The organism is Rheinheimera soli (assembly GCF_031457405.1).
Taxonomy (GTDB): domain Bacteria; phylum Pseudomonadota; class Gammaproteobacteria; order Enterobacterales; family Alteromonadaceae; genus Pararheinheimera; species Pararheinheimera soli_A.
This window is the reverse complement of record NZ_JAVDWR010000022.1, coordinates 12,544-26,436: the sequence shown is the minus strand read 5'-3', so window position 1 is coordinate 26,436 and position 13,893 is coordinate 12,544. Positions and strand designations below refer to the sequence as shown.

The following is a 13,893-nucleotide window of genomic DNA, read 5'->3' as shown; positions in this document are numbered from 1 at the left end:
CTGGCTTAAACCAGCTCTACCATCACTTCAGCTTTACTGACTTCAAACTGTTTAGGTTCGTCGACATTTAGCGCTTTGACTACGCAGTTGTCCACGATCATTGCATAGCGTTTTGAACGCACACCACCAAAATCACCGGTATCAGCATCCAGGCCAACAGCTTTGGCAAATTTAGCGGCGCCGTCTGCTAAAAATACGATATCGGTGGCGTTATGAGCTTTGCTCCAGGCATCCATCACATAAGCATCATTAACCGAAGTACAGATAATACGATCCACGCCTTTATCAAAAAATTGCTGCGCCAGTTCAATAAAGCCCGGCAAATGAGCTGCACTACAGGTGGGCGTGAAAGCGCCAGGCACAGCAAATAACACCACTTTTTCGCCTTTAAAGACTTCAGCCGTAGTCAGGTTCACAGGACCATTGTCGGTTAAACGCGCAAAGGTCACATCAGGTAAGGTATCGCCAATTTTGATCATAAATTTATCCTTAAACTCTTGCCTTGTTGTTTTAAATACCTCTGAAGCTGATTCACTTCAGGCACCACATTCATTTCTAACCGCGAGCTTTTATAGTATTGGGTCAGCTTCACGAAAAACAAAGCACCCAATAAACTCATAGTTTGTTTTCTTTATCGATCGGGTATTGGTTACAGAGCTGAGGAGCCCCACGCAACTCAGACTTCAGTCGGTTTACGTCCTCTTTATCACTGATCAAGCTAAACAGAGCCGATTCCATAAATTCAACATGTTCAATAGCGCAGCCCGCTTTCCATAATTGCATATATCTAACTTTATCTAAGCTGGTTGCTTGGGTAGCGATGTTAGACATCAGAATTATGCCTGCGGCTTCCTGTATCACTGCTGCGCGCAAAAAATGCATAAAGAGGTATGTCGTTATCAGCGCTGTGACCAGTGACGCCGCCAGCGTCCCCACAATCAGTCCCTTGCTGTATTCACTCATGCTAAGCGCCCCCCAAGATATGCCGCAGTATCAAAACATATAGGTATTAGTCCAGCGCAGCCTTCACATAGACATCAAATCTGTTGTTTTTGCCTTCGATTTGCATGCTGGGTTTTTGTCCTGCTAAAAACTCCGCATAACCAGGCCGCTTTACCACTACTCTTTTGCTGGCCAGTTGCCAGGCCAAAGGAAACAATGCATCTGCGTCGTCATCAGTACCTACCACCTGATGAAAGGCCTGCATTTCCTTTTTTACCAAAGCCGACTTTTCACGGGCCGGAAACATTGGGTCTAAATACACTACGTCCGGTGATGGTAATTGGGTTAACGCCTGCTGCGATGGCGCAAAAACCAGTTGCATACGTTCAGGCAACCAATGGGCTAATTCAGGATCAAGGGCTGCACGACGTAAACCATCTGCTAACAAAGCAGCCACAGCAGGCTGACGCTCCACTAAAGTGACTTTAGCGCCTAAGCTGGCCAGCACTAAGGCATCACGGCCTAAACCTGCTGTTGCATCTACTACAGTTAAACCCGGCTTTTTGGTGAGGCCCACAGCTTTGGCTATGGCTTCACTTTTGCCGCCACCAAACTTACGTCTGTAGGTAGCTGCACCACTGGCGAAGTCGACCAGTATATCGCCTTGTTTATTAAGTTCTGTGTTGCGTAACACCAAAGCATCTCCAGTCCAGCATAAATACCAGCCTTGAGGGGAGTCTGTTGCTTGCAAACCAAAGTGGTGTTGTAGGCTTTCAGCCAGTTCAGGGGGGAAATCGGGCTGGATTAAATAACAAGTGCTGGACATAGTGTCACTTTAATTTTTCAGATCAAGGATAAAACTATAGCTAGTGTAACCGCCCTGGCCCTGTTTAAAAAAGGGGGCAGTTCACTTTGTTAACAGTTAACAATGCGAGCTGAGCCTAATTCTACATCTTCAGACCTACATGGTTATCACCAAAGCTAAAGGCGACTACTTTACTGATTTCCTGCAGGCTTAAGCCTGATTCTTGTTGCCACAGGTTAAACTGCTGCTGAATGGCCTTTTGGTTTTTCTGACTGGTTAAGCCACCTTCGACCACACCAAAGTTACGCAAATAAGCTTCTAAATCCTGGCTGATAATAAAGGTATCTTTGCCCAGCATACGAAGCGCATAAGCGCCGGTATTGCCACCTAAACGACTGCCCTGTTTTTTCAGATAGCCCCATAAGCCAATAATGTCTTCACCTGGCCACTGGGCTAAAAAGGCGCCAAAACTGCCGTATTGATCAGCCACCTGTTGGATCATCAGCGCGTTGTCGCGTATCGCAAATACCTTGGTAGCGTTGCGGATAATACGTGGGTCTGTGGCTTTAGCAGCTAACATCTCGTCGCTCATCAGCAACATTTTTTCCGGTTCAAAACCAAAAAAGAGCTCTTCAAACCCCGGCCACTTTTTTTCAACCACAGACCAGACAAAACCGGACTGAAAAATCTTTTTGCTGAATTCACTTAAACATTCAGCATCTGTCAGTTGGCTTAACTGAACCGCAGTACGGGGTTTAGATAACAAAGCCTGCAATGCGGCTTTGCCCCCTTTGCGCTCAGCCGCCCTGTGAAAAATAACCGCAAAAGATTCTGCATAAGACATCATCAGCTTTCTCTATAAAACATTGTCAGCCCCAAGTACACAATAGCCATTCACCCACCCCACCTTGGGTTCTGGCACAATAGCGCAGTCCGAATACATTCTTTCCTGCTTTTGCATGGTCTGTTGTGCATTTTTATAGTGTTCAGCAAGCTTTAACAGCTCAGCTTCGTCTGTATGCTCAGTCGAATACGCCACATAAGTTTCAGGCCCGCCACAGGCTTTATGGCCGAGCGCAAGCACTCTGCATTGAGAGGGGTCTGAAGCTTTGGCATCACCAATCAGTTGCCTGATCTGCTCTCTTTCTTGCTGAATTTGCGTTTTTATATCCATAGCACCCTCTTGTGGCTGAACGCTCTGAGGCGGTTCAGATTCTGAACAAGCGGCTGTACTTACACAGATAGCCGCAAACAGGACATAAGGAAAAAATTTCTTCATAGCGCCTCTTTATAAAGGTATAAGCCTTTTAAGCTGTTATGCCCATATGCCGCAATAATGCTGCATTGGATGGTTCACGACCACGGAAGGCTTTAAACAGCTCCATAGGTTCTGCACTGCCGCCCTTTTCTAAAATGCAGTGCAGAAAATCCTGACCCACAGCAGCATTAAAAATACCTTCTTCTTCAAAGCGGCCAAAAGCATCCGCGGACAATACTTCAGCCCATAAATAGCTGTAATAACCAGCACCATAACCACCGGCAAAAATATGGCTGAAACCATGCTGGAAGCGGTTAAAACGCGGCGGCAGTATCACTGACACCTGCTGGCGTACATCATCCAGAATGTGCTGTACACGCCCACCCAAAGCAGGGTCGTATTCAGCATGTAAACGGAAGTCAAACAAAGCGAACTCCAGCTGACGCACTAAAAACAAGGCCGACTGGAAGTTTTTCGCTGCCAGCATTTTCTCCAGCATATCCTGTGGCAAAGCTTCGCCTGTTTGGTAATGACCAGAAATAAGCGCCAAAGCTTCTGGCTGCCAGCACCAGTTTTCTAAAAACTGGCTGGGTAATTCGACTGCATCCCAGGCCACACCGCTGATGCCAGCCACAGCTGATGCATCCACTTGCGTCAGCATATGGTGTAAACCATGGCCAAACTCATGGAACAAAGTTACTACTTCGTCATGAGTAAATAACGCAGGTTTACCGCCTACAGGTTTATTAAAATTACAGGTTAAATAGGCCACAGGATGTTGCAGGCTGCCATCGGCTTTCCAGCGCCGGCCCTGACAATCATCCATCCAGGCGCCCCCCCGCTTTTTCTCGCGGGCATATAAATCCAGATAAAAACTGCCACGCAGCTCACCTTTGGCGTCAAAAATATCGTAGAAGCTGACATCCGGATGCCAGACATCGACACCTTCTCGTTGTTTCACGTCAATGCCAAATAGCTTATTTAACACGCTGAATAAACCCGGCACTACTTTGGTTTCCGGGAAATAAGGCCGCAAAGCTTCGTCAGAAATGGAGTATTTGGCCTGTTTTAACTTCTCTGAGTAATAAGTGACATCCCAGGCATTTAACTCAGCGACGTCAAACTCTGCTTTCACAAAAGCTTTTAGCTCGGCCAGATCCTGCAGCGCCTGAGGTTTAGCGCGGCGGGCTAAATCTGCCAAGAACTCCAGCACCTGAGCCGGGCTTTCGGCCATTTTAGTCGCCAGTGACTCTTCTGCCGCGTTAGTAAAATCCAGCAGCTGCGCCAGTTCGTGACGCAGTGCTAAGGTTTCTTCAATAATGGCCGTGTTATCAAACTGACCCGCTGTTGGGCCTTGATCAGAAGCACGGGTGCAATAAGCCTGATACGACTCAGCACGTAAATCGCTGTTATCAGCATAGGTCAGAATGGCGATATAACTTGGAAATTCCAGCGTAAAAACCCAGCCGGATAATTCTTTTTGTGCCGCTGCTTCTGCCGCTGCTAATTTGGCATCTTCCGGCAAACCAGACAGCAGGCTTTCGTCTTCAATATGTTTAAACCAGGCTTGAGTGGCGTCCAGCGTATTGTTGGAAAAGCTGGAGGCTAAATCAGAAGCACGGCTTTGAATTTCACCATAACGCTGCTTTTTCTCATCCGACAAACCAATACCGGACAGCTTAAAATCACGTAAGGCATTTTGAATCACTTTTTGCTGCGCTGTAGTTAAAGTGGCGTATTCAGCACTGTACGACAGCTTGAAATAAGCCTGATACAAACCTTCATGCTGCCCCTCATAAGTGCTGAAATCTGATAACAATGGCAGGCAGCTTTCATAGGCTTCACGAAGTTCTGGGCTGTTTTTCACTGAATTTAAATGCGATACAGGCGACCAGAATTTAGCCAGCTCATCCTTATTTTCCTCAAGCGCCACAATCAGCGACTGCCAGCCCGGGTTTGGCTGTTTTACTACAGCCTCGATATCCGCAGTGCAAAGGGCTATCAACTGCTCTACACGGGCTTTGATTTGGCTGGGTTCGATTTGACTAAATGCAGGTAAGGCTTGGGTCATGATGTATCTCTGTAAACTCTTTATAAAAGCAGTATTGGGGCTTTTACCACATTCTCAAGCAAAGAATTGTTTTAGGCGTGATTTTTGCGACTTACTATTCAATAAATATGCTGCCTTACAGCCTAAAACAAAAACAGAGCGCTGATGCGCTCTGTTTCACTCAGGAAATTGGCGGCCCTTCCCTGACCACGCCAATCGAACTACCAGCTCTGTTTAAACTGCTTTACGACGGAACAAGCGACCAGCAAAAGCCACCAACATCAACAGACCCCAACCACCAAAGGAACCTGATGATTTAGGTTTGACTTCTGTTGTCACCTGATTGTTTTGTACTGTCACAGTCACTTCAGCTACGCTGATCAGCTCACCATCAGAGACTATCACCTCAAAACTGTAGCTGCCTGCCGGAACACTGTTCAGCGTCAGTTTGGCGCCATCTGCAGTAGTGTTTAAGGTGCTGCCGGATTCTTGTGTCCAGCTATAACTTAAAGTGTCACCGTCCACATCAGTACTGCCGGAAGCATCTAATGTGATGTTGCTGCCTGCGGTGCCAGTCACACTACTGCTGGTCACTTTTGCCACCGGAGCATCGTTTACCGGAGTCACTGTCAGCTCAAAGCTGGTACTGGCTTTGTCATTTGGCTCTTCCACATCAGCCACTGTCACTGTCACTGTGGTAGTGCCGCTAAAGTCAGCATCAGGTTTGATATCGATGGTTGAACCTGAAGTATGGCCATTTACAGTGGCAGTGAAATGCTCACCGCTGACTGTGATGCTGTTCACACTATTGTTTTCATCAGCGTACAGCACTTGAACAGCTTTTAACTCTGTATCTTCAGCAATAGTGGCATTGCGGATCACACCCAGCGTCAGATTACCTGGAACAGAGATCTCATGACTCATACTGATATCTTCCATACCTGCAACCTGGCTGGTCGCTGTCACTGTCATTGAGCTGCCAATAGCGGCCTGAGCTACAGTGGCATTCACAGTGACCTGGAACTGAGAAGACTCAGGGCCTACGTAGTTGTAACACAGCACTTTCCCCACATTCAGTTTGCTGTCTAAGTCTTCATAAGCGTACTGAGTACCCAGATGACCTTCTAATGGGCCATAGACTGACAGCTGACCACGATAACCTTGCACGCCTACAGCGCCACGACCGTCACCTGCAAAGTCCAGTTGGTTATAGGCCATATAAAACTCATATTCACCTTCACCAAAACGGGTTTTGTTGTTAAAGATCACCTGGAATTCAAAGCGGTCATCACTTTCACCCCAAATAGATTGCCAGTTTTCATCCATACCCAGGTACGGCATAGTGCGCATACCATCCCACTCCACAATACCCCAGCCATTTTGAGTGCTGGCCAGTGTCATACCCGAATCCCAGCTTAAAGGTGTTGCTGCAGTATCCAGAATAAATGGGTATCCACCCCAGCCACGCCATAAAGCGCCTATAGTTTCATGTGGAAAGCCATTGTATGGGAATGGGTAATGCGCCGGGTAGTAAATAGGGTCGCCTGAGAAGGCGATCAAACCATTACCACGCACAGACATCCACTGCGAATTAGCGTACTCGTTGTTATATAAACCAAAGCTGCCGCCATCACCAAACATGGCATTGTATGGAATTAAAGTACCTTCTCTGAGCATGGATGGATCATCACCAAACATCGGCCAGATGTAGAAGTCGCTCAGATTGACATAACGATCGTTGTTCTGACCAAAGTCAGGCACACGGCACATTTCATCTTCGTCACTGCTGCTGATTTTATACTCTGGTTTTACATCCCTGGTATCAGGTTGAGTCCCTTTCACTGTTAATACACCGTTTTCCAGCGTGGTTTCAGTGACAATAGTGGAATCACTGGCCCGCACATCTTCCGCAGTCAGCTCTAAACCTGCAGGAATAGTAGCCGTCAGGGTGAAGTCCCTGTCTGCACCACTTTGGTTAGCTAAGGCATTGAAGCTGAATGATATCGGCTGACCAACACGGGCACTGGTTTGCTTTGCTTTCAGTGTCACATCGTCATCACCACGACTTAGTTTCACCGGCACAAAACCTACATTTCCGGCATTAGCAAGAGAAGAACCTATATCAAAACCTGTGTAATACAGATCACCGGTTTCCATATCAGGCTTGTTCCAGTTGATCTGTACATCAACTGGCTCTTTACCATCAGTCTGGGCTGGCATAGTGACGCTAACATCAGTTGCTTCGTCATCGCTGACTACTGCATAAGTGTATTCAAAGGTATCAGTGCCTGGCGTCATCCAGTCGTTGGCGTTGTATAAAAGAGCGAAGTATTTGCCTTCTTCCGGATCGTTCACATTACAGAAGTTGTTGTATTTAACATGCCAGGACACACAGATCATTTCTGAATCCAGATCCATGACGCCATCGTTGTTGAAGTCTTTGCCCAGATAAACAATCACATTGCCGAAGTTATGCGCTTCTTTATTGCTGGAATCAGTTCTTTGCAGATTTTCAACAATCAGGCGTTTGCTGTTGGCCGGAACATCAATCCAGAAACTATGGGCAGCTTCATCCAGACGATTTTCTGGCAAGTCGCCTTCCTGCAATGGCCATGGAAAAGTAAAGTCATCATCTTTAGGTAAAGTCACACTATGACGCTCTGCTTTTACCGGCACAAAAGTGCGGGTTACAGCTGCTTTCATGGCGGGTACAGGAACTTTTTTGGCGACGTAGCTGCTTTCATTTCTATGGGCAATAACAGACAAACGTTCAGGTAAACCCGCGTTGTCGTATTTAAATACCACGGGTAAACGCATCTCCGGCGAATTGCCATTGTCTTCTTTAAACATCAGATGAGACTGCAGCTCTACTTCTGAATTCCCCAACACGTCCTGAGAATTCATAATAGAAGCACGTACCATCACAGTCTGAGTTTCACCTGCTTTTAAGCTGAATTTATTAGGGACTATTTCCAGCTTAGCCCCCTGTTGTACATAACGCTCCTGATACCATGGAGACCAGTTGGTGATTTCATCCGCTGATAAAGTCCAGCTACCGTCTTTAGTGGCAGTAAAGGTACGAATCCAACTACAGCTTGGTTTACAGCTGAAATTCACCATTTGTGGCAGGTTCAGTTTGTGCACCAGGCCACCATTGGCAGGGTTTGCCGCCAACATATTGTCATAACTTTCATCCATCAGCAGGCCCGCATCTATGGCAGAAGCCACATTAATACGGCCAGTACCGGCACGGTAAATTTCAGCTTTAATATCTTTTTCCCATGCAGTGCCAGTATGAACTGCATAGGTGACCACAGGTTCGGCTGTTAACTGCAAAGCTGATTGCTTTTGTGCGACAGTCCAGTCTGGATGAGCCTGGGTTAATAAAGCTAAAGCACCGGCAACATGAGGCGAAGCCATAGAAGTGCCGCTGTAGACACCAAACTCACCTGTCACAGGGCTTAAACCCAAACGTTCTGCAAAAGGGCTTTCGTCGTTAATGGCCGCATAGATATCCACACCAGGTGCAGTGACTGAAGGCACTAAGTGTTCAGGGTTCGCAATGCCAGGACCACGAGACGAAAAATCAGCCAGTTTGTCGGCTTCACTTTCATCAACTGTACGATCTATGCTGGTGGCGGATAGAGTCAACTGATGGCCTGTGCTGCTTTCAGTGCTCAGCCAGTTGTACATACTGCCCCACCACTGCGCATTAGATAAATGAATGCCAGGCACTGCATAGCTGTCGGTGTAAGCGATCGAGCCTTCCTGCCCCCAATCTGTTGCATTGTATAGAATAAAACCTTCAGCGCCGCCCGCTGCAACATGAGCAGACTTTTCCACCCGACCATTTTCACCACGCATACAAGCCACAATAATATTGGCTGGATTACCTTCTGCGTCCAGATAGGGTTCGCCATCTGCATTGGTTAAATTGTCAAAGGTACCAGGGGCAAAAGGCTCTGTGCACAGCTCATTACCAAAATTAGCGGCTTGCACTACTACGCCTGTCAGCGCTTGCTCATTGATACCACCACCAGCAATGGCTTCCTGCGGCAGGTTGTCACCGCCGGTAAAGTCCTGCGCTTTGGTATCCACTACAATACGGCGGCCCGTGGTAGAGGCCGCAACGTTTAACAACCACGGAGATACGTGATCTATGTAAGTCCCAACTTCCTGACCATCATTACTTCCGGCATTACCAGCCGAAGCAGCAACGGCGATACCCGCCTGATGCGCACCTAAAAAGGCCAGCTCGATGGCATCTTCCCACGGCGAGGTAGTGTTCATCACATTACCAATAGAGAAGTTAATGGCGTCTACACCGTCAGTCACTGCGTCTTCAATAGCAGCAATTAAGGCTTCACCAGGACAACCTTCCAGCGGATAACAGACCTGATAAGAAATGATATTGGCATGAGGCGCAACACCCGAAATCTCAGGGAATAAACCTTCTTTAATGATTTTACCTGCGCTGGCAGGACTGAGTTCAGCAACCGAATAATCTACGTTTCTCAGCACGTTACCTGCAGCTGTAGACGCAGTATGCGAACCGTGGCCTGAAACGTCTTCACCCACAGCCGGATACAAACCAGCGTAAGTGTCTGTGATCACTGAATAACTGCGGATACCGATCAGCTTGTCGTTACATCTGTTTGCAAATTCTTCAAGTTCACAGTCACCTACGTATTTTCCCGAACCTAAAGGGTTAACATGGTCATAACCATCGCCACCCATGTCAGCAAAAGAAGGGTGATCACTGTTCACACCAGTGTCGATAATACCAACAATGGTGCCTTCACCTTTCAAAGGTAAATTCACACTGGTTTGCCCTGCCCAGACTTTGTCTGCGCTGATACGTTTTGGACCTTCATCTGTGTGCAACTGGTATAGTTTCGAGCGCTGTACACTGACAACATCAGGCAAAGCCGCTACTTGTTCTGCTTCGTCCTGAGTCAGGCTTAAACTGAAACCATTGAGCGCATTCACGTACTGCATACGGGCTTTTTTTGCACCAACCAACTGGCCAATGCTATTGAGTGCCACCTGCTGCTGATCAAGCAAAAATTTCTGGTAGCTTTTCACTGCAGTATTGGCTGGTTGACCTTTATCAAACAAGCGCTGTGTCGGATCTGCGTTGTCCAGCTTAGTCGCTGGCAATCCGGCAATACCCCCTTTGTATTGGCTGACAGCGTTGTGTCGTAACCGAACTATATAAACCTGCTCTCCGTTCAGACCATCTTCACGCACAAAACTAACTTTTTTAGGCTGCAACGCAACGTTTAAGCCTTCATTCACTAGTCTGTTGTTTTTGATACTTCTGCTATTTTGCTGCTTTTTGAGTTGTTCGGCTGAAATAGTGACGGGCTTTAGGGTATTTGCATCCGTTTTACTTGCTGAGGATGCAGGTAAATGACTGGTTGCCGCATGGGCAATTGCAATGCCGCCAAGGGCCGCCGCAACTGCATAAGCTATAGATTTTAACTTCACTGGACTCTCCAACTTTTGATTATTTACGCGACTGGTTATTTTTCCGTCGCTGAATTTATCTAATCATTCAAGCCGTCCGAAGCGCGAAGCATTTCATGTATCAGTTTGTATCATTGTCATAAAACTGCAGATTTCAGTATTGAGTCTTGCTAAAGTGAGAACAGCTGGTTTTAACCCTTTGGATTTTGATGAAACTGTTTCTGACTTTTATTCTGGTCATGGCGCTACACAGCGGTAAGTTACTGGCAGACACCCCACAAACTGCAGCTGGTGAATGGAGTATTTCTTTATCTGCAGGTGCAGGCAAAGTGACGACCCCTCTGTCGAACCGCGACGATTTACAAGGCTACCTCCTGCCCGCGGTCAGCTATTACGGCGAACGTTTTTTTATCGAAAACAGCTTCATCGGCTATACCTTATTTGAAAAACAAAACTGGTATCTGGATCTGACCGGTTCCCTGAACGACGACGGTTTCTTCTTTGAACTTGATGGTATTAACCAGTTTGGCTGGTGGGACGCTTTGGGCATGGACGGTGGCTTCAACTCAGGTGATGGCATTGAAAAACCTGTCTATAAGGACATTAAACGCAATTTATCTTATATGGCGGGCTTAAGTTTCACCTGGCTGACCGACTTAGTGGAAGTTCGACTGTCATCGCTGGCAGATATCAGCGGAGTGCATCACGGGAAAGAACATCATCTGAGTTTTCGTAAAAGTTATCACTGGCAAAAATGGCAATTTCGCTGGCATCTTGGCACTCTCTACAAAAACAAAAAAATCACCAATTATTACTACAATCTTCGGCCTGATGAACTGGGAAATAACCCAAGCTGGTTCGGGTTACCAGGCGGATTGAACTACTTTTATGGTGTAACCCTAAGTTATCAATTAAATCCACAGTGGGCAGTTCAGGCGTTTTGGCAAAAAAATCAGTTGGATCAGGATTTATTACGCAGCCCTTTGCTACGCTCTGATCATTATTACAGTCGATTTATCGGAGTGAGATACAGCTTCTGATGATGGTTCGTTGCAGTGTTGTGATTCAGCTGTTCAGTTTAGCTCTTGTTTGTGCTGCAGAAGCAGCTCCAGCCGAACTTGCACTAAAACTAATACCTCAAACCTGCGTCGTGACAGAACAACAACCTCAGTGTCAGATCAAAGCCAGATTGCTGGTGACAGGAGGAGAACACCAATTGCTGTGCTTATATCAGGATACTACTCAGCATAGTTGCCAATGGCACCTTCCCGGCCAGACCACAGTGTTCACTCTGGAAGTGGATGCTGACAGCAACCTGCCCTTGCGGTTAAAAACGCCTCAGGGGCAAGCCATAGCCACAACCACTTTGCAGCTGGTGCAGTTTCAGGGTGCACACAAAAGACACAAACGTGGTTATTTGTGGAATATGCTCTGATGCATCAGCATAGCCGGATTTTATTAATTGAAGATGACAGTGGCCTGGCTCTGGGAATTTGTGAATACCTGCGCGCTCAGCAGATCCAGATATTTCATGTGGCCGACGCCAGCGGCGCTTTAGCCATCGCAGGCGATTATGACTTAATACTCTGTGACATCATGTTACCTGATGGCAATGGCCTGAATCTGTTGCCGCAGTTGCAGCAACGCTGGTCCTGCCCCGTATTGTTTCTGACCGCCTTAAGCAGTGCCGAAGATCAAATCTGTGGTCTGGAAGCCGGCGCAGCTGATTATTTGTGTAAACCTATAGATCCCAGCTTATTGCTGGCGAAAATCCGTAGTTGCCTGCGTGCCAGACAAAGCCAATTACAACCTCAGGGCCAACTGGCATTACATGATCTGGTGATCGATTTTAGTTTGAACCGGGCTTTATTAGCCGGAAAACCACTGCAGCTCACCAGTCTTGAGTTCGATATTTTATGTTTTTTTATCGCCCGGCCCGGACAAATTATCAGCCGCGAACTGCTGTTTCAGCATTTGGTAGGCCGTGAATACGATGGTTTGGATCGGGCTATTGATGTCAGGATCAGCAGGCTGCGTAAACATCTGGAGCAATTAGAGGTTCAGGGCCTATCTATAGTCACTGTGCGGGGTCAGGGTTATCTGTTTAATTATCTGCCTGCCGGACAGCAGGAATGAAAAAACAGTTTGTGCGTTTTTACCTGCTGTTGCTTTTGTCCTGCGCCGGGTTGTTATGGGCGCTTGGCAGTATTGTTCAGTTAGTCCAACAAGACCATTGGAACTATCAGCTCGATGCTGATTCTCTGTTTAAGTTGCAGCAACAAGGCCAAATCATTCAGCAGGTTCCGGCATCCAGCCTGTATTTCCCACCTGAACTCAGCGAATTGCTGCGGCAACAACAGATTGTCGCGGTAGATTTGTCTGATGGCCAGAGTTTGTATTACCGGCAAAGCCTGCTCCCCGATATGCTGGATCAGTTGGGTCCATTGCCGACCATTTCTGTGGCCAACAGCAGTTTGCCCTACTTACTTTATGGCGCTCTGGCACTGCTGTTTTTGGCTTTGTTGTGGCCTGTGTTTCGGGATATCAGACGGCTTACCTTACTAACCCAACAATTTGCCGCTTCACCAGGCCCTTTACAGAGCCAGATCCGCCCGGGTTCCAGTTTGTATCCACTGGCACAAAGCATGGAACAAATGGCCAGCCAGATCAGCCAGATGATGGCGATTAATCAGGATATGTCACGCACCATAGCACATGAAACCCGCACCCCTTTGGCACGAATGAAGTTCACTTTAAGTCTGGCCGCCCGGCAACTGGAAGGCCGTTATCAGCAGCGGCTGCTGGATGACATTGAAGAAATTGATGCGCTGGTTAGTAATTATCTGGATTTTTCAAAACTGGATTACTTTCGACATCAACACCAACTGCCTCGTCACAATACAGCGGACTTAATGGCTGATCTCGCTTCACGTTTTGATATTTATCAGCATGCTTTTGAACTGAGTTTTCAGGCGCAAACTCCTGTCGCTCATTTTCATTATTCTGCTTTACTGCTGGCCGGGCAAAATTTACTGGCCAACGCCATCCGATATGCCAAAGGCAGTATTGTGGTTAAATTTGAGCAAACGGAATCCCACTATCAACTGACAGTGGCTGATGATGGCCCTGGCCTTGAAGAACATCCTGATGTATTGATGCGGCTGTTTCGCCGTGGTGACAACAGCTCTGGTTTTGGTTTGGGTTTGTATATTGTCAATAAAGTCGCCCAGTGGCATCAAGGCGAAGTCTGTATCCACAGTAACCCACAACAAGGAACCAGTGTCAGCTTACGCTGGCCTGCAGGAACTGAAACCGCCGCAGATGCGTAACCATTCGTCTATCCCCCTTGAGTTCAGCCAGTTGACCCCA

At 47.2% G+C, this 13,893-nt stretch carries 11 protein-coding genes; 4 read left to right on the top strand and 7 right to left on the bottom strand.

Features of this window, described 5'->3' with window-relative positions; translation table 11 throughout:
* Nucleotides 1-5: 5 nt before the first annotated feature.
* From J2W69_RS18660 to J2W69_RS18630, 7 genes are all read right to left on the bottom strand, one after another.
* Entirely contained in the window at nucleotides 6-479 is a 474-nt protein-coding gene (locus J2W69_RS18660; RefSeq protein WP_310281331.1) for a peroxiredoxin, read from the bottom strand.
* A 136-nt stretch (nucleotides 480-615) separates the two neighbouring features.
* A complete protein-coding gene (locus J2W69_RS18655; protein ID WP_310281329.1) occupies nucleotides 616-963 on the bottom strand; it encodes a hypothetical protein in 348 nt (115 codons plus the stop codon).
* A gap of 46 nt (nucleotides 964-1,009) precedes the next feature.
* Nucleotides 1,010-1,768, bottom strand: coding sequence for a class I SAM-dependent methyltransferase (locus J2W69_RS18650; protein WP_310281327.1), 759 nt, complete (start codon nucleotides 1,766-1,768; stop codon nucleotides 1,010-1,012).
* Between the two features lie 121 nt (nucleotides 1,769-1,889).
* On the bottom strand, nucleotides 1,890-2,594 hold the full coding sequence (locus J2W69_RS18645; protein WP_310281325.1) for a DNA-3-methyladenine glycosylase I: 705 nt from the start codon (nucleotides 2,592-2,594) through the stop codon (nucleotides 1,890-1,892).
* Nucleotides 2,595-2,603: 9 nt separating this feature from the next.
* The gene (locus tag J2W69_RS18640) at nucleotides 2,604-2,921 is read right to left on the bottom strand and encodes a hypothetical protein (protein WP_310281323.1); all 318 of its coding nucleotides are present in this window, start codon (nucleotides 2,919-2,921) and stop codon (nucleotides 2,604-2,606) included.
* A 133-nt stretch (nucleotides 2,922-3,054) separates the two neighbouring features.
* The gene (gene prlC / locus J2W69_RS18635; protein WP_310281321.1) at nucleotides 3,055-5,076 is read right to left on the bottom strand and encodes an oligopeptidase A; all 2,022 of its coding nucleotides are present in this window, start codon (nucleotides 5,074-5,076) and stop codon (nucleotides 3,055-3,057) included.
* 213 nt (nucleotides 5,077-5,289) lie between these two features.
* The gene (locus tag J2W69_RS18630) at nucleotides 5,290-10,545 is read right to left on the bottom strand and encodes a S8 family serine peptidase (protein ID WP_310281319.1); all 5,256 of its coding nucleotides are present in this window, start codon (nucleotides 10,543-10,545) and stop codon (nucleotides 5,290-5,292) included.
* Nucleotides 10,546-10,733: 188 nt separating this feature from the next.
* Between J2W69_RS18630 and J2W69_RS18625 the strand changes: the two genes are divergently transcribed.
* The 4 genes from J2W69_RS18625 to J2W69_RS18610 are packed head-to-tail and all read left to right on the top strand — an operon-like array spanning nucleotide 10,734 to nucleotide 13,853.
* Nucleotides 10,734-11,564 carry a MipA/OmpV family protein gene (locus J2W69_RS18625; RefSeq protein WP_310281317.1) on the top strand — a complete coding sequence of 277 codons (831 nt, stop codon included), beginning with the start codon at nucleotides 10,734-10,736 and terminating at the stop codon, nucleotides 11,562-11,564.
* Nucleotides 11,564-11,959 (top strand): DUF3019 domain-containing protein, encoded by a 396-nt coding sequence (locus J2W69_RS18620; RefSeq protein WP_310281315.1) that lies wholly within the window; start codon nucleotides 11,564-11,566, stop codon nucleotides 11,957-11,959. Before J2W69_RS18625 ends, J2W69_RS18620 begins: the two co-directional genes overlap by 1 nt.
* Nucleotides 11,959-12,660 (top strand): response regulator transcription factor, encoded by a 702-nt coding sequence (locus J2W69_RS18615; protein WP_310281313.1) that lies wholly within the window; start codon nucleotides 11,959-11,961, stop codon nucleotides 12,658-12,660. Before J2W69_RS18620 ends, J2W69_RS18615 begins: the two co-directional genes overlap by 1 nt.
* Complete coding sequence (locus tag J2W69_RS18610; RefSeq protein WP_310281311.1) at nucleotides 12,657-13,853, top strand: sensor histidine kinase; 1,197 nt, start codon at nucleotides 12,657-12,659, stop codon at nucleotides 13,851-13,853. Before J2W69_RS18615 ends, J2W69_RS18610 begins: the two co-directional genes overlap by 4 nt.
* The last annotated feature ends 40 nt before the right edge of the window (nucleotides 13,854-13,893 follow it).

Bases quoted from the DNA above. Each gene is read 5' to 3' on its own strand.
- J2W69_RS18625 (WP_310281317.1), top strand. From the start codon at position 10,734: ATGAAACTGTTTCTGACTTTTATTCTGGTCATGGCGCTACACAGCGGT.
- J2W69_RS18645 (WP_310281325.1), bottom strand. From the start codon at position 2,594: ATGATGTCTTATGCAGAATCTTTTGCGGTTATTTTTCACAGGGCGGCT.
- J2W69_RS18655 (WP_310281329.1), bottom strand. From the start codon at position 963: ATGAGTGAATACAGCAAGGGACTGATTGTGGGGACGCTGGCGGCGTCA.
- J2W69_RS18615 (WP_310281313.1), top strand. From the start codon at position 11,959: ATGCATCAGCATAGCCGGATTTTATTAATTGAAGATGACAGTGGCCTG.
- prlC (WP_310281321.1), bottom strand. From the start codon at position 5,076: ATGACCCAAGCCTTACCTGCATTTAGTCAAATCGAACCCAGCCAAATC.
- J2W69_RS18620 (WP_310281315.1), top strand. From the start codon at position 11,564: ATGATGGTTCGTTGCAGTGTTGTGATTCAGCTGTTCAGTTTAGCTCTT.
- J2W69_RS18660 (WP_310281331.1), bottom strand. From the start codon at position 479: ATGATCAAAATTGGCGATACCTTACCTGATGTGACCTTTGCGCGTTTA.
- J2W69_RS18650 (WP_310281327.1), bottom strand. From the start codon at position 1,768: ATGTCCAGCACTTGTTATTTAATCCAGCCCGATTTCCCCCCTGAACTG.
- J2W69_RS18640 (WP_310281323.1), bottom strand. From the start codon at position 2,921: ATGGATATAAAAACGCAAATTCAGCAAGAAAGAGAGCAGATCAGGCAA.
- J2W69_RS18610 (WP_310281311.1), top strand. From the start codon at position 12,657: ATGAAAAAACAGTTTGTGCGTTTTTACCTGCTGTTGCTTTTGTCCTGC.